Source organism: Streptosporangium brasiliense (assembly GCF_030811595.1).
In the GTDB taxonomy this organism is placed as follows: domain Bacteria; phylum Actinomycetota; class Actinomycetes; order Streptosporangiales; family Streptosporangiaceae; genus Streptosporangium; species Streptosporangium brasiliense.
Map to the genome: position 1 here is coordinate 55219 of NZ_JAUSRB010000001.1, position 22976 is coordinate 78194.

At 72.0% G+C, this 22976-nt stretch carries 19 protein-coding genes; 11 read left to right on the forward strand and 8 right to left on the reverse strand.

Features of this window, described 5'->3' with window-relative positions:
* Positions 1 to 250: 250 nt before the first annotated feature.
* Both J2S55_RS00255 and nucS read right to left on the reverse strand, forming a co-directional pair.
* On the reverse strand, positions 251 to 1093 hold the full coding sequence (locus tag J2S55_RS00255; protein WP_306856435.1) for an ABC transporter ATP-binding protein: 843 nt from the start codon (positions 1091 to 1093) through the stop codon (positions 251 to 253).
* Positions 1094 to 1303: 210 nt separating this feature from the next.
* Positions 1304 to 1963 (reverse strand): endonuclease NucS, encoded by a 660-nt coding sequence (nucS, locus tag J2S55_RS00260; RefSeq protein WP_306856436.1) that lies wholly within the window; start codon positions 1961 to 1963, stop codon positions 1304 to 1306.
* A gap of 87 nt (positions 1964 to 2050) precedes the next feature.
* On the opposite strand from nucS, the gene J2S55_RS00265 reads away from it, so the two are divergent.
* The 4 genes from J2S55_RS00265 (at position 2051) to J2S55_RS00280 (ending at position 5581) form a co-directional block, all read left to right on the forward strand.
* Positions 2051 to 3517, forward strand: coding sequence for a 3-hydroxyacyl-CoA dehydrogenase family protein (locus tag J2S55_RS00265; RefSeq protein WP_306856437.1), 1467 nt, complete (start codon positions 2051 to 2053; stop codon positions 3515 to 3517).
* The gene (locus J2S55_RS00270; protein ID WP_306856438.1) at positions 3514 to 3837 is read left to right on the forward strand and encodes an Rv1322 family protein; all 324 of its coding nucleotides are present in this window, start codon (positions 3514 to 3516) and stop codon (positions 3835 to 3837) included. Before J2S55_RS00265 ends, J2S55_RS00270 begins: the two co-directional genes overlap by 4 nt.
* Positions 3838 to 3907: 70 nt before the next feature.
* Entirely contained in the window at positions 3908 to 4621 is a 714-nt protein-coding gene (locus J2S55_RS00275; protein ID WP_306856440.1) for an alpha/beta hydrolase, read from the forward strand.
* Between the two features lie 168 nt (positions 4622 to 4789).
* Complete coding sequence (locus J2S55_RS00280; protein WP_306856441.1) at positions 4790 to 5581, forward strand: alpha/beta fold hydrolase; 792 nt, start codon at positions 4790 to 4792, stop codon at positions 5579 to 5581.
* Here J2S55_RS00280 and J2S55_RS00285 read toward each other — a convergent pair.
* The 3 genes from J2S55_RS00285 to mce form a co-directional block, all read right to left on the reverse strand.
* Entirely contained in the window at positions 5541 to 6818 is a 1278-nt protein-coding gene (locus J2S55_RS00285; RefSeq protein WP_306856442.1) for an AI-2E family transporter, read from the reverse strand. The two genes, J2S55_RS00280 and J2S55_RS00285, sit on opposite strands and share 41 nt — an antisense overlap.
* A gap of 147 nt (positions 6819 to 6965) precedes the next feature.
* Positions 6966 to 8252, reverse strand: a complete 1287-nt coding sequence (locus tag J2S55_RS00290; protein ID WP_306856443.1) for a DivIVA domain-containing protein — start codon at positions 8250 to 8252, stop codon at positions 6966 to 6968.
* Between the two features lie 197 nt (positions 8253 to 8449).
* A complete protein-coding gene (mce, locus tag J2S55_RS00295) occupies positions 8450 to 8890 on the reverse strand; it encodes a methylmalonyl-CoA epimerase (protein ID WP_306856445.1) in 441 nt (146 codons plus the stop codon).
* A gap of 84 nt (positions 8891 to 8974) precedes the next feature.
* On the opposite strand from mce, the gene J2S55_RS00300 reads away from it, so the two are divergent.
* Positions 8975 to 10162 (forward strand): acetyl-CoA C-acetyltransferase, encoded by a 1188-nt coding sequence (locus tag J2S55_RS00300; protein WP_306856447.1) that lies wholly within the window; start codon positions 8975 to 8977, stop codon positions 10160 to 10162.
* A gap of 182 nt (positions 10163 to 10344) precedes the next feature.
* On the forward strand, positions 10345 to 11283 hold the full coding sequence (gene meaB, locus J2S55_RS00305) for a methylmalonyl Co-A mutase-associated GTPase MeaB (protein WP_306856449.1): 939 nt from the start codon (positions 10345 to 10347) through the stop codon (positions 11281 to 11283).
* Positions 11284 to 11293: 10 nt separating this feature from the next.
* On the opposite strand, the gene J2S55_RS00310 is transcribed toward meaB, so the two are convergent.
* Together J2S55_RS00310 and J2S55_RS00315 are read right to left on the reverse strand one after the other, a co-directional pair.
* A complete protein-coding gene (locus tag J2S55_RS00310) occupies positions 11294 to 11968 on the reverse strand; it encodes a DUF4230 domain-containing protein (protein ID WP_306856450.1) in 675 nt (224 codons plus the stop codon).
* 55 nt (positions 11969 to 12023) lie between these two features.
* Complete coding sequence (locus J2S55_RS00315; protein WP_306856452.1) at positions 12024 to 13400, reverse strand: hypothetical protein; 1377 nt, start codon at positions 13398 to 13400, stop codon at positions 12024 to 12026.
* A gap of 339 nt (positions 13401 to 13739) precedes the next feature.
* Here J2S55_RS00315 and J2S55_RS00320 point away from each other — a divergent pair, with 339 nt between their 5' ends.
* The 5 genes from J2S55_RS00320 to J2S55_RS00340 all read left to right on the forward strand — a co-directional run bounded on the left by J2S55_RS00320 (position 13740) and on the right by J2S55_RS00340 (position 19311).
* The gene (locus J2S55_RS00320; RefSeq protein WP_306856453.1) at positions 13740 to 14273 is read left to right on the forward strand and encodes a MarR family winged helix-turn-helix transcriptional regulator; all 534 of its coding nucleotides are present in this window, start codon (positions 13740 to 13742) and stop codon (positions 14271 to 14273) included.
* 218 nt (positions 14274 to 14491) lie between these two features.
* Positions 14492 to 16159, forward strand: coding sequence for a coenzyme B12-dependent isobutyryl-CoA mutase large subunit (gene icmA, locus J2S55_RS00325; RefSeq protein ID WP_306856454.1), 1668 nt, complete (start codon positions 14492 to 14494; stop codon positions 16157 to 16159).
* Positions 16160 to 16205: 46 nt separating this feature from the next.
* On the forward strand, positions 16206 to 17138 hold the full coding sequence (locus J2S55_RS00330) for a tetratricopeptide repeat protein (protein ID WP_306856456.1): 933 nt from the start codon (positions 16206 to 16208) through the stop codon (positions 17136 to 17138).
* Positions 17139 to 17186: 48 nt separating this feature from the next.
* Entirely contained in the window at positions 17187 to 17816 is a 630-nt protein-coding gene (locus J2S55_RS00335; protein ID WP_306856457.1) for a cytidylate kinase-like family protein, read from the forward strand.
* A gap of 82 nt (positions 17817 to 17898) precedes the next feature.
* A complete protein-coding gene (locus tag J2S55_RS00340; RefSeq protein ID WP_306858529.1) occupies positions 17899 to 19311 on the forward strand; it encodes an NAD-dependent malic enzyme in 1413 nt (470 codons plus the stop codon).
* Between the two features lie 88 nt (positions 19312 to 19399).
* Here J2S55_RS00340 and J2S55_RS00345 read toward each other — a convergent pair whose 3' ends face one another.
* The gene (locus tag J2S55_RS00345; protein ID WP_306856459.1) at positions 19400 to 22849 is read right to left on the reverse strand and encodes a M28 family peptidase; all 3450 of its coding nucleotides are present in this window, start codon (positions 22847 to 22849) and stop codon (positions 19400 to 19402) included.
* Positions 22850 to 22976 lie beyond the last annotated feature (127 nt).

The following is a 22976-nucleotide window of genomic DNA, read 5'->3' on the forward strand; positions in this document are numbered from 1 at the left end:
GAGCGGCCGGACGGGGAGCCGGCGGGCCGGGGACGCGGACCGGGGAGGGGCCGGACGGAGAGTTCGGCGTGGCCCGGGGAGGGGCCGGGGAGCTCGGTCCGGGAAAGGCCGGGCGGGAGGTCCGACGGACCGGCCGGACGCGGTCCGGGAAGGCCCGGCGGTCCGGGGAGGGGGCCGGACGGAGAGTTCGGGAAGCCGGACCGAGAGTTCGGGAAGCCGGACGGAGAGTTCGGCGCGGGCCGGGGTGTGGTCAGCGGGGATCTTCGACGAGCCGGAGGTACACATCCTCCAGGGAGGGGCGGGTCACGGTCAGCTCGGGCACCTCGCCGTCGAAGCGATGGGTCAGCTCAAGCACGGTCCTGGTCGGGACATCGGTCTCCAGCACCCGGCGCTCGCCCCCGTCGGACCAGCTCACCGTGGCCTTGGCGGTGGCACGGCCGCCCAGGGTCGCCGGCTCGCCCTCGGCCACGACGCGGCCCCTGGCGACCACCGCCACCCGGTCGGCCAGCGCCTCCGCCTCGTCCAGATAGTGGGTGGTCAGCACGATCGTGGTCCCCTGGTGGGCCAGGCCCTCGATCAGCTCCCAGAACTGCCGGCGCGCCTCGGGGTCGAACCCGGTGGTCGGCTCGTCGAGGAAGAGCAGCTCCGGGCCGCCGATCACCCCCAGCGCCACGTCGACCCGGCGCCGCTGGCCGCCGGAGAGCTGGCGGATCCGCTTGCCGGCCTTGTCGGTCAGGCCGACCTGCTCGATCACCTCGTCCGGGTCCTTGGGGTTGGGGTAGTAGCCCGCGAAGTGCCGCACGGTCTCCCGTACCGTCGCCTCGGCGACGTCGTTGGCCGTCTGCAGCACCACGCCGATCCGGGAGCGCCACTCGCGGGTCGGCCTGCCCGGGTCGGCGCCCAGGACGCTGACCTCTCCGGCGTCCCGGGTCCGGTAGCCCTCCATGATCTCCACCGTGGTGGACTTCCCTGCCCCGTTCGGGCCGAGGATCGCGAACACCTCGCCCGCGTTGATGTCGAGGTCGATGCCCCCGACCGCCTGCACGTCGCCGTATCGCTTGGCCAGGCCCCGCACCGTCACCGCTGTCGTCATGTCTCAAGCGTCGTCCAGGCGCGGCTCGCGCGACACCAACGACCGGTGGAACCCCCTGTCCTCCGTTCGGAGGACAGGGATCACGCCGCGGTGGACACCGCCGGGCCGCGGTGGACGGGGCCCGGCCCCGGGGCTGGAACATGGCCGGAAATCTGGAACGGGGCCAGGAGCCCGGAACGGGGCTGGAACCTAGAACAACGGGGCTGGGACCTAGAACAGGGTGTCGTTGCGCTCGATGCCCCGCAGCTCGTCGTAGTCGAGGGTGACGCAGCGGATGCCGCGGTCCTCCGCGAGGGTCCTGGCCTGCGGCGCGATGGCCTGGGCGGCCAGGATGCCGGAGACCGGGGCGAGCAGGGGGTCGCGGTTCATCAGCTCCAGATAGCGGGTGAGCTGCTCCACGGCGTCGATGCCCGCGCGGCGCTTGAGCTCCACGGCCACGGTCGCTCCAGCGTGGTCACGGCAGAGGATGTCCACCGGGCCGATCGCCGTCATGTATTCGCGGCGGACCAGCGTCCAGCCCGCGCCCAGCGTGGTGATGTGCTCGGCCAGCAACTCCTGCAGGTGAGCCTCGACGCCGTCCTTGATCAGACCGGGGTCCACCCCCAGCTCGTGGCTGGAGTCGTGGATGATCTCCTCCATGGTGAGCACGAGCTTCTCACCGGTCTTGCCGTGGGTCACCGTCCAGGTGCCCTCCTCCTCGCGGAGCTTGCACGGCGGATTCATCCAGTTCAGTGGTTTGAAGGCCCGGTCGTCGGCGTGGATGGAGACCGAGCTGTCCGCCTTGATCAGGATCAGCCGGGGCGCCATCGGAAGATGCGCAGTGAGCTTTCCCACGTAATCCACGCTGCATCGCGCGATGACCAACCGCATGAGCGCCAACCCTACCGGTGAGATCCCGGTGCCGAGGGCCCAAGCCGGTTTTGGGGTGGGACAGGCACCTCTGGGAGACTGGGCCGCATGACGCGCAGCTTTGAGAAGGTCGGAGTGGTCGGGCTCGGCACGATGGGCGCGGGGATCGCCGAGGTGTTCGCCCGCGCGGGGCTCGCGGTCACCGGTGTGGAGGCCGACCCGGCGGCGCTGGAGCGGGGCCGGGGCCACCTGGAGGGCTCCACCGGAAGGGCCCTGGCCAAGGGGAGGCTGAGCGAGGCCGGGCGTGCGGAGATCCTCGGCCGGGTGACCTTCACCACCTCCCTGGAGGACCTCGCCGACGCCGATCTGGTGATCGAGGCCATCCCCGAGGTCATGGAGTTCAAGCGCGCCCTGTTCACCGACCTCGACCGCATCTGCAAGCCGTCGGCGGTGCTCGCGACCAACACCTCCTCGCTCTCGGTCACCGAGATCGCGGCCACCACGACCCGGCCCGGCCAGGTCGTGGGCATGCACTTCTTCAACCCCGCGCCGATCATGAAGCTGGTCGAGGTCATCCGTACGGTGGCCACCGAGGACGGCCTGGCCGGGGAGGTGGCGGACCTCGCGCGCAGGCTCGGCAAGACCCCGGTGACCGTCGGCGACCGCGCCGGGTTCGTGGTCAACCGGCTGCTGCTGACCTACCTCAACCACGCCGCCACGCTGCTGGACGGCGGCCTGGCCACCCGCGACGACATCGACGTCGCGATGAAGGCCGGCGTCGGGCTGCCGATGGGCCCCTTCACCCTGCTCGACCTGATCGGCCTGGACACCTCCTACGAGGTGCTGTGCGTGCTGTTCCAGGAGAGCCGCGACCGCCGCCACGCCCCCGCGCCGATCCTGCGCGAGCTGGTCACCGCCGGCCTGCTCGGCCGCAAGTCCGGCGGCGGCTTCTACCGGGGCGAGGAGCCCGGCGGGCCGCCGGCGGACAAACCGTCGGTGAACTCGGTGGCGGTGCTGGGCGAGGGGGCTCAGGAGCTCGCCGACAGGCTCTCCGCCGCCGGGTTCAAGTCCGCCTCCACGGAGGACGCCGACGTGGTCGTCGCGCTGTCGCGCACCCCCGTGGTCGAGCTGGCCGCGGGGCTGCCGCACCCCGAGCGCCTGGTCGGCCTGCACCTGGTCGGCGACAAGGTCGCCGAGGTCGCCTCCACGGTGCTCACCTCGCCCGAGGCCGCGCGCGCCGTGGAGGGCCTGGTGCGGATCGCCGGCCGGACCCCGGTGCCGTGCAAGGACCGGGCCGAGTTCGTGGTGGACGCGCTCCTCTACCCGTATCTGAACGACGCCGTGCGGATGTACGACTCCGGCTACGCGAGCGTCGAGGACATCGACGCGGCCATGAGGCTGGGCTGCGGCTACCCCACCGGGCCGTTCGAGATGCTCGACGAGCTGGGGCTGGAGACCGTCCGCGACGGGCTGCGCGCCCTCTACGCCGAGTATCGCGAGCCGTCCCTGGCCCCGGCGCCGCTGCTCGACCAGCTCGTCACGGCCGGGGTGCGGAGCATCCGCGACCTGCCATGAGCCCTCGCAGAGCCCGCCGGATGAGCCCCTTCGACCGGGGCGGCAGCCGCAATTCCTCCTCCCGCCCGGTCGGCGGGTCCGTGCCCGGGGTCGACCAGGTCGAGGAGTGGCCCGACGGCGACTGGCACGTGCGCCGGGTCACCGGCGCCGGAGCGGACAAGGTCTACCGCTGCCCCGGCTGCGACCAGGAGATCAGGTCCGGCCTGCCGCACCTGGTGAGCTGGCCGGCATGGGCGGGCGGGGAGAACGAGCGCAGGCACTGGCACACCGCGTGCTGGCGCAACCGGGTCAAGCGCGGCCCCGGCCGGACCCGATACTGACGACGATCGCGTGGCGCCCGTCCCCGGACCCCGGTCCACCGGCGCCCGCTCACGAGATGGAGTGGGATACATGGAGATCCGGGCCTCTACGGTGCTGCCCGCGCGCAGGGAGCCGATCGAGCTGCACACGGCCGACGGGCTGACCCTCGTCGGCGAGCTGGCCCTGCCGGCCGACCGGCCCCCGGTGGCCACGCTGATCTGCCTGCACCCGCTGCCCACGCACGGCGGCATGATGGACAGCCACCTCTACAAGAAGGCCGCCAACCGGCTGCCCGCGCTGGCGGACCTGGCCGTGCTGCGGTTCAACACGCGCGGCACGACCTCCGACCGGGGCACCTCCCAGGGCGCCTTCGGCAAGGGGGAGCAGGAGGGGCTCGACGTCGCCGCCGCGCTGGAGTACGCCGAGTTCCACGACCTGCCGCGGGTCTGGCTGGTCGGCTGGTCGTTCGGCACCGAGCTGGTGCTCAAATGGGGTCACGACCCGCTCGTGGAGGGGGCCGTCCTCCTCTCCCCGCCGCTGCACCGGGCCACCGACGCCGACCTCGACGTGTGGGCGGCGTTCGGCCGGCCGCTGACCGCGCTGGTCCCCGAGTTCGACGACTACCTGCAGCCGGAGAAGGCCCGGGAGCGCTTCGCCCGGGTCCCCCAGGCCGAGGTCATCGGGGTGGACGGCGCCAAGCACCTGTGGGTCGGCGAGCCGTACGTGCGGATCGTCCTGAACGAGATCGTCCGACGGGTGAACCCGGCCGCCCACCCCCTCCCCACGGAGGTCGCCGGCCCGTAGGGTCCCGCCCGGCCCCCGGCGGCGGAGCCCGCGCCCACGGCCCCGGGGGCGGGGAGGCGCCGGCCCGCAGGGGCCCGCCCCGTCCTTGACGGTGGAGTCAGCGCGCCATCACAACCCGTTGTGAATCAAGGGGTGCCAGATCGCTGCTCCGCGATTACGGTGGACTGCGTGCACCTGTACACGCGATCGGCGGGCGAGGGACTTCCGGTCGTCCTCCTGCACGCCTTCCCTCTGTCATCGGCCATGTGGCTGGCCCAGCGCGAGGGGCTGAGCGCCGTCTGCAAGGTCATCACCCCCGACCTGCGCGGTTTCGGTGGCTCGGTGCTGGGCGACGACGCCCCCTCCCTCGACGTGATGGCCGACGACGTCGTGCGCCTGCTCGATCACGAGGGCGTCGACCGGGCCGTCGTCGGCGGGCTGTCCATGGGCGGCTACGTGACGATGGCGCTGTGCCGCCGGCACCCCGACCGGGTGCTGGGGGTGGTCCTCGCCGACACCAAGGCGGCCGCCGATGCCGAGGCGGCCAGGGCCAACCGCGAGCGCATCGCCGCCGCCGTGCTCGACGGCGGCACCTCGATCCTGGTGGAGGAGGTGCTCCCGTCGCTGCTGGGGGTGACGACCGCGCGGCGCAGGGCGATGGTGTCCGGCCGGGTGCGCGGGCTGGTCCAGTCGGCCCCGCCGAAGGCCGTGGCCTGGGCGCAGCGGGCCATGGCGGCCCGTTCCGACTCCCTCGACACCCTGCGCGGGCTCAAGGAGCCAGCGCTGGTGATCGTCGGGGAGGAGGACCTGCTCACCCCGCTCGCCGACGCCGAGACGATGGTCGAGGCCGTGCCGGACGGGCGGCTGGCCGTGATCGAGAAGGCGGGCCACCTGAGCGCGATCGAGCAGCCCGAGGCGTTCAACCGCGCGGTGGCCGGCTTCATAGCCGGGCTTGCCGGGGGAGCACCACCTCGCGGATGATCAGCGCGATCGCCGCGGCCACCGGGATGGCCAGCAGCGCTCCGACGATGCCGAGCAGCGCGCCGCCGAACAGCGCGGCGATCACGGTGACCGCCGGGGCCACGTCCACCGAGCGCTTCATCACGCGCGGATAGACCAGATAGTTCTCCACCTGCTGGTAGACCAGGAAGAAGATCCCGCAGGCGATGCCCAGCGTCCCCGACTGCAGCAGCGCCACCACGCTCACCAGCACCGCGCCGATCGTCGCGCCGACCAGCGGGATCAGGTCGGTGACCGCCACGACCAGGGCGAGCGCCAGGGCGTACTCGACGCCCAGGACGCCGAGGAACACCCAGCTGACCACGCCGGCGATCACCGAGATCAGCAGGTTGCCGGCCACGTAGCCGCCGATGCCGCTGATGATCTCGTCGCCGAGCGCCCGGGTCCGCTCCCTGCGACTGCTCGGCACGAGCCGGAAGAGGTAGTCCTTGATCGAGGGCAGCGAGCCGAGGAAGTACAGCGTCAGGACCAGCAGCGTGACCCCGGAGAAGAACGCGTTGAACACCACGGCGCCGGCGCCGACCAGGCCGCCGGCCACCGTCGTGGCGAGGCCGCCGCCGGTGATGAAGTCCCCCGCCCGGGTCAGGATCTGGTAGTCGCTGTCGAGCTCCTTGAGCGTGGGGTTGGTGAGCAGTTCCTGCATGTAGCCGGGGACCGCGCCGATGAACGCGGTGATCTCCTGGCTCACCGGCGGGACGATCGCGAGCCCGAAGAGCACGAAGAACATGATCACCGCGCCGAAGACGATCGTGATCGCCCCGCGGCGGGCCAGCCGGTGCCGCTGCAGCGCCTCGACGGCCGGGTTCAGTCCCAGGGCGAGGAACATCGCCACCACGACCAGGACGATCACGCTGCGCGAGGTGACCAGGGCCTGGGCCAGCGCCCACGCGGTCAGCAGGCCCATGCCGGCGGTCAGGCCGATCAGGAAGGGGTTCTTGGCCAGCGGCTTACCCGGCCGGCCGTACGGCGCCGCGTGCTCCTCCAGGGCCTCCGGGAAGGCACGGGGGCCCTCGGCGGCACCGGCGCCCCTGGAGGACGGAGCGGAGGACGGAGCGACGGCCGCGGCGGCGTCGGACCGGACGTCGGCGGAGGCGGCGTCGGGCGGGATGTCGGCCGCGGGGGCGTCGGCGTCCGGGGAGGTGCGAGGTCCCGGCGCGGGCGCCGCGGGGACGTCGGCTGTCTGGGACGCTTCGGGCACGGCTGCTCCTAGCTCAGGGGTGCGCGCGAGCGCGCCGCGGGGTGCGCGGAGCCGCGCGGGACGGCGGAAAGACAGAAGGAGAGCCTAGCGACCCGAAGGTCGCCAGGCTCTCCCGTAGCCGTCGTCAACGCCCCGATCCGGTGGTGCCTACTCCTGCCACCACTCCGCGTCGTCGTCCTTCGTCTCGGCCTTGGCCGGGGCGGGCGCGGGAGCCGGGCTCTCGCTGCCGTTGGCCGCGGGGATGGCCGGCTTGGCCGGGGCCGCGGCGATCGCGGGCTCCGGCTCGGAGGCCGGGAGCGGCGCGCCGCCGAGCAGCTGGCGGAGCTGGGCGAGGTGGCTGGTGATGCTGTCGCGCTGGCGGGTCAGCTCGTCGACCTGGCGCTGGGCCACCGAGCGGGTCCGCTCGGACTCGGTCTTGGCGTCGGAGACGATCGACTCGGCGCTCGCCTTGGCCTCGGCGACGAGCTGGTCGGCGTTCTTGCGCGCGTTGGCGAGCAGCTGCTTGGCGTGGGTGTCGGCCTCGCGCCGGGTCTGCTCGGCCTGCTGGGTGGCCTTGGTGGCGCGCTGCTCGGCGGTGGCCGCGCGCTGCTCCGCCTCGGAGACCAGCTTCTGCGTGTTGGCCTGCGCGGTGGCGTGGCGCTCGGCCTCCTGGCGCTCGGCCTCCTCGCGGCGGGCGGCGAGCTGGATCTCGAACTCGGCCTCGTCCTGGGCGCGCTTGGCCTCGGACTCCTCCAGGACCCGCTGGGCCTGGGCGCGCATCTCGTCGGCCTGGCGCTTGGCGGTGGTGAGGACCTCGTCGCGCTCGCGCTTGGTCGAGGCGCGGAGCTGGGCGACCTCGCGCTCGGTGGTGGTGCGCAGCTTGGCGATCTCGCGCTCGGCGTCGGCGCGCTTCTCGGCCACCTCGTGGTCGGCGGTGGCCCGCAGCTTGGCGACCTCGCGCTCGGTGGTGGCGGTCAGCTCGTCGGCCTCCCGGCGGGCGGTCGAGCGGATCTCCTCGGCCTCGCGCTCGGCGGTGGTGCGCATGTCGTCGGCCTCGCGGGTGGCGAGGGCGCGCTTCTCGGCCGCCTCGTTCTCCGCCGCGGCGCGCAGGTCGGCGGCGTCGACCTTGGACGCGGCCTTGATCTCGTTCGCCTCCGACCGGGCGGCCTGGACCAGCTCGGTGGCCTGCTCCTCGGCGAGGCGGAGCAGCTGCTCGATCCGCGCCCCCAGGCCGGAGTAGGTCGGGCGCTCCTGCTCCTGCAACTGACGCTGGGAGTCGGACAGATCTCGCTGCAGGCCCTGAACCTGCTCCCGGGCCTGGCGCAGCTCGTTGTCGACCTGCTTCAGATGGTCGTGAACCTGGTGCCGGTCATAGCCACGGAGCACCACGTCGAATTCCCGAGCGGGGGCGTCTTCAAAGAAGTTGTTGAGCTGGGCGTCGATGTCGGACTGCATGGAGGCTCGATCCTGGGTTGTCGAGACGGCTACACGGGCCGGACGGGGGATTTCGGACATCCGAGGCGGGAGCCGTGGCGGGATCCACGTCCGGTGATAGGCCAGCGTACTCTGGTGTTGCCGTGTTGGCGGTCTCCTCCGACTTTCTGCGCGATTTGTTACGTATGAGCCTTTCTTGCATTTGACAGAACGCTCGATCAGTGGTTATGGCCTTGGTCAGTGGGCCGGGCCTGAACGAGTTCTGTCAGCATTCCTCCCACATCCTTGGGATGCAAGAAAGCGATGGAAGAGCCCATCGAGCCGTGCCGGGGCTTCTCGTCGAGCAGTCTGACGCCCCTGCCGCCGATCTCCCCCATGGCCTCGGTCACATCCGGGACGCCGAACGCGACGTGGTGCACCCCCTCCCCGCGCTTGGCGAGGAATTTGCCGACCGGCGTGTCGGGGGAGAGCGGTTCGAGGAGCTGGATGTAGGAGCCGCCGCCGTCGCCGTCGACGACGTGCAGCATCGCCTCCTTGACGCCCTGCTCCTCGTTGATCTCGCGCGCCACCACCGTCAGCTCGAAGATCCGTTCGAAGAGCGCGATCTTCTCCTCGAGGTCGTGACAGGCGATTGCCACATGGTCGATACGCATGAACATAGGGCCGGCCTCCATAGCGGTCGCTCAGGTGCTCATGGGTATGGTGGCAAAGTCGCCCCAAGTCCCGCCAGGGAGGCCCCTTTTATGTCTGCTTCCGTCATCGTCGCCGGAGCTCGCACCCCCATCGGCCGGCTGCTCGGCTCGCTGGCCGGTCTGTCGGCCGTCGAGCTCGGCGGCATCGCCATCAAGGCGGCGCTGGAGCGCTCCGGCGTCGCTCCCGAAGCCGTGCAGTATGTGATCATGGGCCAGGTGCTCCAGGCCGGAGCGGGCCAGATCCCCTCCCGCCAGGCCGCCGTCAAGGCCGGGATCCCGATGTCCGTGCCGTCGCTGACGATCAACAAGGTCTGCCTGTCCGGGCTGGACGCCATCGCCCTGGCCGACCAGCTCATCAGGGCGGGCGAGTTCGACATCGTGGTCGCCGGCGGCATGGAGTCCATGTCGAACGCCCCGCACCTGCTGCCCGGCCTGCGCCGGGGGGTGAAGTACGGCGGCGCCGACATCGTGGACTCGATGGCCTTCGACGGCCTGACCGACGCCTACGACCAGGTGTCCATGGGCGAGTCCACCGAGCGGCACAACGCGCGCCTGGGCCTGACCCGCGAGGAGCAGGACGCCTTCTCCGCCCGCTCCCACGAGCTCGCCGCCGCCGCGATCAAGAACGGCGTGCTCGACGACGAGATCGTCCCGGTGTCGATCCCGCAGCGCAAGGGGGAGCCGCTGGTCTTCGCCGCCGACGAGGGCGTGCGCGGCGACACCACGGTCGAGACCCTGGGGCGGCTGCGGCCGGCCTTCAGCAAGGACGGCACCATCACCGCCGGTTCGGCCTCGCAGATCTCCGACGGCGCCTGCGCGGTGGTCGTGATGTCCAAGGCCAAGGCCGAGGAGCTGGGCCTCGACTGGCTGGCGGAGATCGGCGCGCACGGCAACGTGGCCGGGCCCGACAACTCGCTCCAGTCCCAGCCCGCCAACGCGATCAAGCACGCCCTCGGCAAGCAGGGCCTCTCGGCCGACGACCTCGACCTGCTGGAGATCAACGAGGCCTTCGCCCAGGTCGTCCTCCAGTCGGCCAAGGAGCTCGGCGTGCCGCTCGACAAGGTCAACGTCAACGGCGGCGGCATCGCGGTCGGCCATCCGATCGGCGCCTCCGGCGCCCGCATCGTCCTCACCCTCGCCCACGAGCTCAAGCGCCGGGGCGGTGGGCTCGGCGCCGCCGGCCTGTGCGGCGGCGGCGGCCAGGGCGACGCGCTGATCATCCGCGTCCCCTCGGCCTGACCGCGGAGGGATCCGACGTGGCCGCGCCGGACGAGCGGTCCCCGGCCGGGGACGCCTCCGGCACGGCCGCTCGGGGCGCGCCGTCACCGGCGGCTCGGGGTCCCGGGCCGGCCGCACGGGACCGGCGGCCCCCGGCCGTGGGGAGTCCCGCCGCGGCCGCTCGGGGCGCGTCGGAACCCGCCTTGGACGTCCCCGAGCTGGTGGCGCGGGCGCGGGAGGGCCGGCCCCGCGCGGTGGCCAGGCTGATCTCCATGGTGGAGAACGGCTCGCCCCGGCTCCGGGAGATCACCGCGGAGCTCTGCGCGGACCGGCCGTCCCGAGCCCGGGTCATCGGGCTCACCGGCGCCCCCGGGGTGGGCAAGTCCACCTCCACCGGGATGCTGATCCAGGCGTTCCGCAGGCGGGGCATGAGGGTCGGCGTGCTCGCGGTGGACCCGTCCTCGCCGTTCACCGGCGGGGCGCTGCTCGGCGACCGGGTCCGCATGCAGGAGCACGCCACCGACCCGGAGGTGTTCATCCGGTCGATGGCCGGCCGCGGCCACCTCGGCGGCCTGGCCTGGGCCACGCCCCAGGCGCTGCGCGTCCTGGAGACCGCCGGGTGCGAGGTCGTCCTCATCGAGACCGTCGGGGTCGGCCAGGCCGAGGTGGACATCGCCTCACTGGCCGACACCACCGTCGTGCTGCTCGCCCCGGGCATGGGCGACGGCGTCCAGGCGGCCAAGGCGGGCATCCTGGAGATCGCGGACGTGTTCGTGGTGAACAAGGCCGACCGCGATGGCGCCCAGGCGGCCGTCCGCGAGCTCCGCAACATGGTCGCCCTGGCCGGACGGGCCTGGCGGCCGCCGATCGTGCCGGCCGTGGCCGTCCGGGGCGAGGGCGCCGAGGAGGTGGTCGCCGCCCTCGACGGGCACCTGGCCTATCTTGAGAGCTCCGGTGAGCTGGGCCGCCGGCGCCATGCCAGGGCCTGCGCCGAGATCGAGGCCATCGCCCTGGCCGCCCTCCGCTCCCGCTCCGCCCACCTCCACGGAGACCGGCGCCTGGACGCCCTCGCCACCCGTGTCCTGGAGGCCGGCCTCGATCCCTACCGGGCCGCCGACGAGCTGCTGGCGGCCGTCGGCTGACGCCGGGCGGTCAGGGCTCGTCGGCGAACTTGACGGTCACCTTCTCGAAGCCGAGGGTGGTCAGCATGCCCCGGAGCATGTTCTTGGTGTTCTGGTCGGCGCGGTTGCGCAGGTCGCTGGCCTGGGCGGCCTCGGCGATCTTCTTCTCGGCGAGCACGTAGAGCTCCTGCTGGTCGGCCGGGGAGGAGGACAGGAAGTCCTCGACCCGGTCGAACAGGCCGCGCTGCTGGGCGTAGACGTAGGAGCGCTTGTTGTCGAGGTTGGGCTTTTCGAGCTGGGCGCGCGGCAGCTTGACCGTGACCTCCTTGCGGTCGGGCGAGACGGTCAGCGCGCCCGTGGCGAGGCCGCCGAAGTCGACGTAGGCGTCGACGCCGCCCGCCCCGACGAAGAGCGTCCGGCTGCCCTTGACGGCGTCGGGCAGGAAGGCGGCGTCCTTCTCCAGGTCCACGACGACCTGGAAGTTGCCGGTGGCCGCCTCGAAGCGGCTCAGGTCGTGAATGGACTGCAGCAGCACGGGCTGGCTGCGGTCGACCGTGGTCCCGCCGAACGGGTCCAGCCAGGACCAGGCCAGGCGGGCGCCCACGACGAGGAGCGCGACGGCGACGAGGAGCCCGGCGAGGAAGCGCCAGCCACGCCGGCGAGGCGCGGAGGGGACCTCGGGCGGTGCTTCTGTAGGGGCTTTCACAGCGGTCTCCTTCCCTCGGCGGCCGCTTTCTCACGCCGAGCCTATGCTGATCTTGTCAGCCCCGCGGCCGTGTCTCCGTCCGCGGTCTCTCGGCGGGGGCCTCCCTCGGAAGGCCCGGCGGGACCGGGGCGGCGGAGGGCACGGTGGCGGGCGCCTGGTAGGAGGGCTCGGCCTGCGGGACCGGCAGGCCCTGACCGTTCTGGCCGATCTGCTCCGGCCGCGTGGGCCCGCCTGTCTGCCAGGTCTCTCCCACCTGCCCGCCGAAGTGAGTGCTCTGCAGCCGGCAGCCGACGAAGTCGGAGTAGTACAGCCGCAGCCAGTCCCGCCGCTGGGCGTCGGTGAGGCCGGAGAACCAGGCGGCGGCGTATTGATGCTCGGGGAGCGGCCCGCTGGGCAGCGGCTTGCCGCGCAGCCACGCGGACACGATGTCGCGGTATCCGCCGGCCGGGGTGCCGTCGCAGTCTTCGGCCAGGCTCTCGACGAACTCGTCGGCCGCCTCGTCGGCGAAACCGGCGGCCAGGTCGTCGACGTGGATCGGGGCCGCGCCGGGCGGCAGGGAGACGTCCTCGCGCCGGGGATGCTGCTCCAGCCGGGAGAACTCACCGGGCGTCCCCGCCAGCCGGGATGCGATCTTGACGAACGCGGAGCCGAGTTCGGGCAGCCCGGTGCGCATCCCCGGATGCACGCAGACCATGATCGGCCATTCCTGGCAGCTGTAGACCACCCGCTGGGCGGAGATCGTCGTCGGCTCGCTGAGCAGCCGGGCCACTCCGGTCCCGGCGGCCAGCACCGCCAGCAGCGCGGCGGCCAGCACGAGCGACTGCCGGGTCACGACCGCGGCCCAGCCGAGCAGCAGCGCGGCGCTGACGCCCAGCAGCCAGAGCGTCTGGTCGGTCAGGGCGGCGGCGCTGAGCCCCCGGAAGGGGTCGTAGGGCTCCTGCGTGGTGGGGGCGAGCCGGTCGGCCCAGGTAGCGCCCTGGGCCAGCCAGGTGAACAGGCCGTAGCAGCCGAGCCCGGCGAGCACCGGCGTGATCGTCCACGGCAGCAGCCAGCCGGTCACCCAGCCGATGGCGACGTACAGCGCCAGCCCGGCCACGCCCATGACCAGGCCGCTGGGCAGCAGCCGTCCCGCCTGCTCGGTGAGCATGGCCCGGACCGCCAGGACCAGCAGCGTCGCGGTGAAGGCGCCGCCGACCGCCACCAGGACCGCCAGCGGCGCGCGCACCGCCTGCCAGGTCGTCAGTGACCGCCGGCCGGTCCCGCGCCGCCTGCGCACCGCCACCCAGGCGGCGAACGCCGCGGCCACGGGGCCGGTGACGCGGAGCGAGCCGATCACCGCGACGATGATGTTCTCCCACGCGCTGACACCGGGAATGAGGACGCTCCACGCCGCGGCCACACCAAGCACGAGCAGGACGGCGACCGCCACCATTGCGCTCTGCTGGAGTTCTTCGCGTGAAACGCCCCTGTTCTCACGCACCGGCGCGCGTGGAGCGGGTCCACGCCGTGCCGGCTGAGCAGAAGCCCGTGCGGCGTCCGCACGCCATTGAGTTGTCGTTCATCAAGCAACCCCCCGTGCCGTGAATGCGGCCGCCGGTCCCCTCGGCGACCGATCCGGTCTGCATCCCCCGCAGGCCGGAGCGAGTCCGCGCTGCCACTTGGCCACGCCCTCACCATTCGATGTGGGAACCATAACTGAGCGTGACGTTTGGCGCCCGGGTTCTTGGTGAAGCCGTCAATCCGGTGACTCTACGTATATGGGCGAACCGGGATGAGGCCGCGCTACCGTAGCCCTGTGGCTACAGGTCAGCTGAATCTGCCGTTCGACCCCATCGAGCGCGCCGCGGAGACGTGGCGTGTTCACTTCGGGCCGTCCTCGGCCATGGCCGCCGTCACGTCGATCATGAGAGCGCACCAGATCCTGCTCTCGCAACTGGACACGCTACTTAAACCGCATGACTTGACCTTTGCCCGGTACGAGGCACTGGTTTTGCTGACGTTCAGCAAGACGGGAGCGTTGCCGCTGTCCACGATCGGCGAGCGGCTGATGGTGCATCCCACCAGCGTGACGAACACCGTGGACCGGCTGGAGCGGGCCGGGCTGGTCCGCCGCATGCGCAACCCCCGGGACGGCCGGGGGGTGCTGGCGGAGATCACCGACGGGGGCCGGGAGGTCGTGGACCGGGCGACCGCCGATCTGATGGGCGCCGATTTCGCCATGACCATGTACGGCGAGGCGGAGCTGGAGCAGATGTTCGGGCTGCTCAGGACCTTGCGGGTGGCCGCGGGGGATTTCGAGGGCTGACCGGCGGAGCCGTACGGCCGGGACGGTCCGGCGGTCCGGCGACCCGCGCCGGTCGCACGGTGGCCCGCGCCGGTCGCACAGCGGCCCACGTCGGTCGCACAGCGGCCTGCGCCGGCCGTACGGTGGCCCGCGCCGGCCGGGAATTAATAGGGCGTCCTAGTATTTTCTGTGAGGCCACACGCCGGACAGGAGCCGCGAGCCGTACAGGGGGGCTGGCCATGGACGCCGGGGAGATCGAGGCGGGGCGGGCGCGCTGGCAGGCGCGGTTCGACGGGGCCCGCACGCGCGGCTCCGGGTTCCGGACCCTCTCCGGCCTCGACGTCGCGCCGGTCTACGGGCCCACCGGCGACGACCCGCGCATGGAGCGCATCGGCTGGCCGGGGGAGTATCCCTTCACCCGGGGCCTGTACTCCACCGGCTACCGGGGCAGGACGTGGACCATCCGGCAGTTCGCCGGGTTCGGCAACGCCCGGCAGACCAACGAGCGCTACCGGATGATCCTCGGCGCGGGCGGCGGCGGGCTGAGCGTGGCCTTCGACATGCCGACGCTGATGGGCCGCGACTCCGACGACCCGCGCTCGCTCGGCGAGGTCGGCCACTGCGGCGTGGCGATCGACTCCGCGCTGGACATGGACCTGCTCTTCGACGGGATCCCGCTCGGCGACGTCACCACCTCCATGACGATCAGCGGCCCGGCCGCCCCGATCTTCTGCATGTACGTCGTGGCCGCCGAGCGGCAGGGGGTGCCGGCCGCCCGGCTCAACGGGACGCTCCAGACCGACATCTTCAAGGAGTACATCGCGCAGAAGGAGTGGCTGTTCGCCCCCGGGCCGCACCTGCGGCTGATCGGCGACCTGATGGAGTTCTGCGCCGCCGGCGTCCCGGCCTACAAGCCGCTCAGCGTGTCCGGCTACCACATCCGCGAAGCCGGCTCCACGGCGGCGCAGGAGCTGGCCTTCACCCTGGCCGACGGGTTCGGCTACGTGGAGCTCGGCCTGTCGCGGGGGCTGGACGTCGACGTCTTCGCCCCGGGCCTGTCCTTCTTCTTCGACGCGCACATCGACTTCTTCGAGGAGATCGCCAAGTTCCGGGCCGCCCGGCGGATCTGGGCGAGGTGGCTGCGCGACGTCTACGGGGCCAGGACCGACAGGGCGCAGTGGCTGCGCTTCCACACCCAGACGGCGGGGGTGTCGCTGACCGCGCAGCAGCCGTACAACAACGTGGTGCGCACCGCGGTCGAGGCGCTCGCGGCCGTGCTCGGCGGCACCAACTCGCTGCACACCAACGCGCTGGACGAGGTCCTGGCGCTGCCCTCGGAGAAGGCCGCCGAGATCGCGCTGCGCACCCAGCAGGTGATCATGGAGGAGACCGAGGTCGTCAACGTCGCCGACCCGCTCGGCGGATCCTGGTACGTGGAGGCGCTGACCGACCGGCTGGAGGCCGAGGCCGAGGCGATCTTCGCGAGGATCCGGGACATGGGGCACGACGGGTCGATGACCTCGGGGATCCTGCGCGGCATCGAGGACGGCTGGTTCGTGTCCGAGATCGCCGAGGCCGCCTTCGGCTACCAGCGCAAACTGGAGAAGGGGGACAAGCGGATCGTCGGGGTCAACTGCCACGCGGCCTCCGTCGAGGAGCCGCTGGAGATCCTGCGCGTCGGCCATGAGGTCGAGCGCGAGCAGAACCGCGTCCTCGCCGCCCGCCGCGCCGCCCGCGACCGGGAGGCCGTGGACGGCGCGCTGGCCGCGCTGGCCCGGACCGCCAGGGGGGAGGGCAACCTCATCCCGCCCATGCTCGACGCGGCCCGCGCCGAGGCCACGCTGGGGGAGATCTGCGGCGTGCTCCGGGACGAATGGGGCGTATACCTGGAGCCCGCCCGCTTCTAGCGGTGGGGAGTCGGCGCAGTAATCGGGATACGGCAGGATTGGAGGTATGAGCCCAGCGGACTTCACTCGACCCGGATCGCTCTACGGTGCCGTGGACCTCGGCGCGCGCAAGCAGGCGCTGGACGCGCAGGCGCGGCGGGAGGCCGCGGCGCAGGAGAGCGGCGGCACCCCGGTGCAGGTCGTCTACGTCGATGACGCCAACTTCGCGACGGAAGTCGTCGAACGCTCCATGAACAGCCTCGTGCTGCTGGAGCTCACGGTGACCCGCGCGGAGCAGGCGAAAGAATACAGTTTGCTGCTGGAGAAGCTCGCCGCCGAGAACGCCGGCAGGTGGGTCCTCGCCCGTGTGGACGTCGAGGCCAGCCCGCAGATCGCACAGGCGCTCCGGGTGCAGAACGTGCCCGCCCTGTACGCCATCTTCCAGGGTCAGCCGGTGGCGGTCGCCCCCGGCATCGCCACCGAGCCGCAGCTGCGTGACTGGCTGTCGCAGCTCATGGAGGCCCTGGCCCAATACCTCCCGCCGGACACCGGGGAGGCCCAGGCCGAGGAGCGGCCGCAGGAGCCTCCGGCCGACCCGGACGTGGTCGCCGCCGAGCAGGCCATCGACGCCGGCGACCTCGACGCGGCCGTGGCCGCCTACGAGCGGCTGCTGGCCCGTTCCCCCAACAACGAGGACGCCAAGCTGGGCCTGGCCGGGCTCGGGCTGATCCGGCGGACCCAGGACGTCGACCCGGCCGAGGTGCAGGGCCGGCTGGCCGACCCCGCCGACATCGACGCCCAGCTCCTGGCCGCCGACTTCGAGATGCTCGCCGGTGACGTGGACACGGCCTTCGACCGGCTCATCGGGGTGGTCCGGCGGACCTCGGGCGACGAGCGCGACAAGGTCAGGATGCATCTGCTCGGCCTCTTCGACGCCCTTCCGGGCGACGACCCGTCGATCGGGCGTGCCCGCAGGAACCTGGCGAGCGCACTGTTCTAAATACTGGTTTTTGTTCTGAATGCCCCACTTTGGGGGCATGAACAGGACATGCGGGTCGTCACCATCTCCGCGACGTACGGCACCGCCGGCAGCGTGATCGGGCCGGCGGTGGCCGGGCGCCTGGGTGTCCCCTTCGTGGACCGGGCGATCCCCAGCGCGGTGGCCGACGAGCTCGGCTGCACGCTGGAGGAGGCGCTCGCCCATGACGACCGGGCCGAGCACGGGCTCGGCCGGCTGCTGGCGGAGGCCATGCGGCTGCCGACGGTCTCCTTCGGCGGCGTGGACATGTATCTCCCGGGGAACATGCCCCTGCCCGCCGAGGACTTCGTCGCCCACACCGAGAGGGTGATCAGGCAGACCGCGCGGGGTCAGGGCGGGGTGATCCTCGGCAGGGCCGGGGCGCTGGTCCTGGCCGACCACCCCGGCGCGCTGCACGTGCGGCTGGACGCGCCCGCCGGACGCAGGGTGATCCAGACCGCGACCCTGACCGGAGTGACCGAGCGCCAGGCGCGCAGGATCGTGGAGGACAACGACCGGGCGCGGGCCGCCTACGTCCGTCATTTCTACCGGGCCGACCCGGCCTCCCCGCTCCACTACCACCTGGTGCTGGACAGCACGAGCATCCCGATCGACACGTGCGTGGAGCTGATTGTGACCGCATCGACAGCGCTGAGCTGAACAAGCCCGGCACGGACACCCGTCTGGGGGTGGCACCATGGAGGCATCCCAACCAAGTCAGTCGCAAAGGAGCGGATTGACTGTGGCCACCGTGCCGAGTGTGTCGTACTCCATCACCGTGCGCCTGGAGGTGCCGGCGGGTGGTAAGGCCGTCAGCCAGCTCACCCACGCCGTAGAGTCCGCGGGAGGTGTGGTCACCGCGCTGGACGTGACCACCGCGGGCCACGAGACATTGCGCATCGACGTGACCTGCGCCGCGCGTGACACCGACCATGCCCAGGCGATCGTGGACAAGCTCGACGTGGTCGAGGGCGTCGTCATCCACAAGGTCTCCGACCGCACCTTCCTCATGCATCTCGGCGGCAAGATCGAGATGAAGTCGAAGGTGCCGCTGCGCAACCGTGACGAGCTGTCCATGGCCTACACGCCCGGTGTCGCCCGGGTCTCCATGGCCATCGCCCGCAACCCCGAGGACGCCCGCCGCCTGACCATCAAGCGCAACAGCGTCGCCGTGGTCACCGACGGCTCGGCCGTGCTGGGCCTGGGCAACATCGGCCCGGCCGCCGCGCTGCCCGTCATGGAGGGCAAGGCCGCGCTGTTCAAGCGGTTCGCCGACATCGACGCCTGGCCGATCTGCCTCGACACCCAGGACGTCGACGAGATCGTCCGCACCGTCCAGGTCCTCGCCCCCGGATTCGGCGGCATCAACCTGGAGGACATCTCGGCGCCGCGCTGCTTCGAGGTGGAGCGGCGGCTGCGTGACCTGCTGGACATCCCGGTCTTCCACGACGACCAGCATGGCACCGCGATCTGCGTGCTCGCCGCGCTCACCAACGCGCTGCGGGTGGTGGGCAAGGAGCTGAGCCAGGTCCGCATCGCCCTGGCCGGCGCCGGCGCCGCCGGTACGGCCGTGCTGCGCCTGCTGCTGGCGGCCGGCGCGCACAACGTCGTCGTCTGCGACTACCTGGGCGCCGTGCACGGCGGCCGTGACGACCTGGACGACTCGCTGCGGTGGATCGCCGACCACACCAACGCCGAGGGCTACTCCGGAGACCTGCGCGGCGCGGTCAAGGGCGCCGACGTGTTCATCGGCGTCTCCGCCCCCGGCATCCTCAACGGCGACGACATCGCCACGATGGCTGACGGCGCGGTGGTCTTCGCGCTGGCCAACCCCGAGCCCGAGGTCTCGCCCGACGACGCCCGCGAGCACGCCGCCGTGGTCGCCACCGGCCGTTCGGACTATCCCAACCAGATCAACAACGTGCTGGCCTTCCCCGGTGTCTTCCGCGGTCTGCTCGACGCCCAGGCCAACCTGGTCACCCAGGAGATGCTGCTGGCGGCGGCCAGGGCGCTGGCCGCCGTGGTCACCGACGAGGAGCTCGGCCCCAACTACATCATCCCGAGCGTGTTCCACGCCGATGTGGCGGGCGCCGTCGCGGCGGCCGTGCGCGAGTCGGCCGGCGGCCGGGCGCGCAGCGGCCTGACCGAGGCCTGACGGTCCGTGACGCGGGACGGCCCGGACGCCGAGGCGTCCGGGCCGTCCCTGTTCTCCGTGCTCTTGCCTCTCGGTGTGCTCTCGGAGGTCAGAAGGCGATGCTCCAGCTGTTGAGGGTGCCGGTGTCGTTCTGGAAGTAGTCGCCGACCACGAGGGTCCAGGTGCCGTTGCCGGAGCGGGCGGGGTTGTTCACCGTGAACCGCACCGGCCCGTTGTACGGCGTGCAGGCGGTGTAGGACTCGTACTTCAGCACCTGAGACGTCCCGTCCGGCCGGATGAGGGTCAGGCGCAGGTCCTGCGAGCAGGTGTGGTCGATGTCGGCCGAGATCGTGAACGTGGCGTCCGGGGACCCGGTGAGGGTGACCGGGATGTCACTGGAGTCCTGGTAGCCGTCCTCGATGGCGAAGGGCGTGTCGTTGGTGAAGGTACGGCCGCCGCCGGTCCCGCCGACCGTCAGGGTGTAGACCGCCGAGCGGTTGGCGGAGGTCCCGGTGCCGTTGAGGGCGATGGTGTAGGTGCCCGCCGGGGTGGAGGCCGAGGTCGCGACCGTCACCGAGGACGTCTGGCCGGCCGTGACGGTCGAGGGGGTGAAGGTCACCGTGGTCCCGGCGGGGGCGCCGGAGGCCGACAGCGACACGCTCTGCGCGTTGCCGGAGGTGACCGTGGTGCTGAGCGTCGCGGTGGCCGACTGGCCCGCCTGGACGGTGCCGGACGCCGGGTTCACGGCCATCGCGTAGTCGTCACCGACCGGGCCGGAGCGCACCGCCAGCTTCCACAGGGCGTTGGCGATGGCGTCGCTGTTGCGGTCCAGCGCGGTGCTGTTGATGTTGGAGGTGGTGTCGCAGGCGGAGTGGTAGCAGCGGTCGAAGGCCTGGCCGGCGGCGCCGCCCCACTTGGTGGCCTGGGCCGAGCTCTTCACGCTGGAGGCGCCGGTGAAGACGCCGCCCACCTTGACGCCCGCGTTCTTGAACGGGGCGTGGTCGCTGCGGCCGTCACCCTCGGTCTCGATCTCGGTCGGGACACTGAGCGTGGCGTAGTAGTCCTTGAAGATCTTCTCCAGGGCGGTGTCGTCGTCGTAGACGAAGTAGCCCGGGTTCGGCGAGGCGATCATGTCGAAGTTGAGATACGCCTCGACGCCGGCGGCCCCGCCGTTCTGGACGTAGTGGGTCGAGCCGCGCATGCCGAGCTCCTCGGCGCCCCACCAGCCGAAGCGGACGTGCTTGGTCAGCGTGGGGTTGCGGTCGGCCAGGGTCAGCGCGACCTCCAGCAGCGCCGCCGAGCCGGAGCCGTTGTCGTTGATGCCGGGGCCGGCGCTCACGCTGTCGAGGTGGCTGCCGAGCATGACCGTCGGGCCGGTGGGGCCGGCCGGCCAGTTGGCGATCAGGTTGGCGTGGGTCTGGCCGTTGTAGGTGAAGTTCTGCACCGTGGTGGTGTAGCCGGCCGCGTCCAGCTTGCCCTTGATGTAGTTCAGCGAGGCGGTGTAGCCGGAGGTGGCCGAGGCCCGGTTGCCGCCGTTGCCGGAGGCGATCGACTGCAGCTGGTTCAGGTGCGCGCTCACGTTGGCCACCGGGATGTCCGGCGCTCCGGTCGGCGGGTTGCCGGTGCCGACGGTCAGCGAGTAGGTCACCGACTTGGCGCCTGAGGGGGCGCTGGCGTTCAGGGTGATCGGGAAGGTCCCCTGCGGCGTGCTCGCCGAGGTGGCGAGCGTCACCGTCGAGCTCTGGCCGGCCGTGACGGAGGCGGGGTCGAAGCTCACCGTGGCGCCCGAGGGGACGCCGGCCGCCGACAGGGTCACGGTCTGCGCGCTGCCAGTCACGACCGAGGTGCTCAGCGTCGCCGTCGCCGACCCGCCGGGCTGGACCGTCCCGGAGGTGGGGCTCACCGAGATGGAGTAGTCGTTGCCCGGCGCGGTGCAGGGCGGCTCGCCGCTCTGCGCCGGGACGTTGACGGCGGTCCAGGCGGCCTTGACCGCGCTGACCTCGACGCAGCTGTTCGGGAACAGCTGCTTGGCCGCGGCCACGGTGGCCGAGCGCGCCTTGGCGTGCGTCCACGGGATGGTCTTGGCGTTCAGACCGGACATGAAGATCTGGCCGGCCTTCTGGATGCCGATGCCGGTCAGGCTGGAGGGGCCGGAGCAGACCGGGCTGGCGGGCTTGCCGGGCGGGTTGGTGCCCTCGGCCAGCAGGTAGAACCAGTGGTTCTGCGGGCCGGCCGCGGCGTGCACCTCGGTGTTGGGGATGGAGGAGCTGTAGCAGTTGGGGTCGCCCAGCGCGCCCGGGTTGTACATGTTGCGGATCGGCCCCTGGCCGACCAGGTCGACCTCCTCGCCGACGAGATAGTCGGGATCGTCGAGGGTGGCCGGCTGGTTGGCGAAGTGCTCGGTCAGCGCGCCGAAGATGTCGCCGGTCGACTCGTTCAGGCCGCCGGCCTCGTTGCCGCTGCCCGCGCCGCCGGAGCCGGAGAACTGGAAGATCGCGTGGCCGTACTCGTGTGCCACCACGTCCATCGGGGTGGCCTGCTTGCTGTTGGCCTGGTTGTGGCCGAAGTTGGTGTAGGAGCCGTTCCAGTAGGCGTTGACGTCGGAGAGGCCGACGCGGGCGGGGAAGGCGCCGCCGGAGCCGTTGAAGCCGTTGCGGCCCAGCCAGTCGCGCAGCATGTTCCACTCCTGCTGGGCGGCGTACAGCGCGTCCACGCAGGCGGTCTCCAGGTTGGTGCCCTGGCCGTTGCCCCAGGAGTCGTCGGTGCCGGTGTAGGCCGAGCCGTTCTGGCCGCCGCAGCGCAGGCCCGACCGGGTGGTGTCGGTCATCGAGTAGGAGCCGCCGGAGCCGGAGGTCTGGATGGTCACCGGGTTGCCGTTGTAGAAGCTGTTGCCGGTACCGGCGCGGACGTCGTCGACCTTGTCGATGACCGCGCCGGTCCGGGCATCGACGTAGACGTGCAGCACGCTCGGTGCCCGCTCGGTGGCGCCGGTGACGATCACTTCCCACGCCAGCACGGGCCGGTCGGTGGCCGCGTGCACCACGAGCACGGGTGCGGCGGCGGTCTCCACGGTCGTGAGCTGGCCGCGCGCGGTGGCCGAGGCGGCCTCCGCGCTGACGGCGGCCCTGGTGTCCAGATCCAGCTTGGCCTGCTGGCCGGAGCTGAGGCTCTCCACCGTGCCGCCGGACCTGTCGGTCACGACGATCACGTCACCGCCGTAGACGGGCAGTCCCCGGTAGGTGCGCTTGTAGTGGAGATACTGGAGGCCGCGTGTCCCCACGACGACCCTGTCCCGCTCGAAACGGTCTCCGGGCGCCTTCCGCAGGGCCCTGGAGCCTGAGGCCAGGGCACGCTCGGCGCTGGTGATCGCGCGTCTGCGGCCGTCGGCGTCCGGCGGGGCGGAAGCGGGCTCGCGCTCGGGGGAGACCTTCACCGGGACCGGGTCCGAGGGCGCGGTCCCTCCGGCGGCCGGGGCGCTCAGCGCGCCAGCCGGCGTGGGCGCCGCCAGGGCCGCGGCCGCCAGTACGGCGACGGCTCCTAACTTGACTTTGGTTCTCACTCTGGGTGACTCCTCTCACCAGTCCCCTGGGGGGAAAGGGACCTAAGGAGCCGAGGCCGGCCAGGGCTGACCCAAAAGTGGCATCACTGATACCTGTTACAGAACCCTCTAGATGTCCATAGGTTCT

Coding starts and splice junctions, on each gene's coding strand:
- J2S55_RS00255 (WP_306856435.1), bottom strand. CDS start 1,093: ATGACGACAGCGGTGACGGTGCGGGGCCTGGCCAAGCGATACGGCGAC.
- nucS (WP_306856436.1), bottom strand. CDS start 1,963: ATGCGGTTGGTCATCGCGCGATGCAGCGTGGATTACGTGGGAAAGCTC.
- J2S55_RS00265 (WP_306856437.1), top strand. CDS start 2,051: ATGACGCGCAGCTTTGAGAAGGTCGGAGTGGTCGGGCTCGGCACGATG.
- J2S55_RS00270 (WP_306856438.1), top strand. CDS start 3,514: ATGAGCCCTCGCAGAGCCCGCCGGATGAGCCCCTTCGACCGGGGCGGC.
- J2S55_RS00275 (WP_306856440.1), top strand. CDS start 3,908: ATGGAGATCCGGGCCTCTACGGTGCTGCCCGCGCGCAGGGAGCCGATC.
- J2S55_RS00290 (WP_306856443.1), bottom strand. CDS start 8,252: ATGCAGTCCGACATCGACGCCCAGCTCAACAACTTCTTTGAAGACGCC.
- mce (WP_306856445.1), bottom strand. CDS start 8,890: ATGTTCATGCGTATCGACCATGTGGCAATCGCCTGTCACGACCTCGAG.
- J2S55_RS00300 (WP_306856447.1), top strand. CDS start 8,975: ATGTCTGCTTCCGTCATCGTCGCCGGAGCTCGCACCCCCATCGGCCGG.
- J2S55_RS00315 (WP_306856452.1), bottom strand. CDS start 13,400: ATGGTGGCGGTCGCCGTCCTGCTCGTGCTTGGTGTGGCCGCGGCGTGG.
- J2S55_RS00320 (WP_306856453.1), top strand. CDS start 13,740: ATGAGGCCGCGCTACCGTAGCCCTGTGGCTACAGGTCAGCTGAATCTG.
- icmA (WP_306856454.1), top strand. CDS start 14,492: ATGGACGCCGGGGAGATCGAGGCGGGGCGGGCGCGCTGGCAGGCGCGG.
- J2S55_RS00330 (WP_306856456.1), top strand. CDS start 16,206: ATGAGCCCAGCGGACTTCACTCGACCCGGATCGCTCTACGGTGCCGTG.
- J2S55_RS00335 (WP_306856457.1), top strand. CDS start 17,187: ATGCGGGTCGTCACCATCTCCGCGACGTACGGCACCGCCGGCAGCGTG.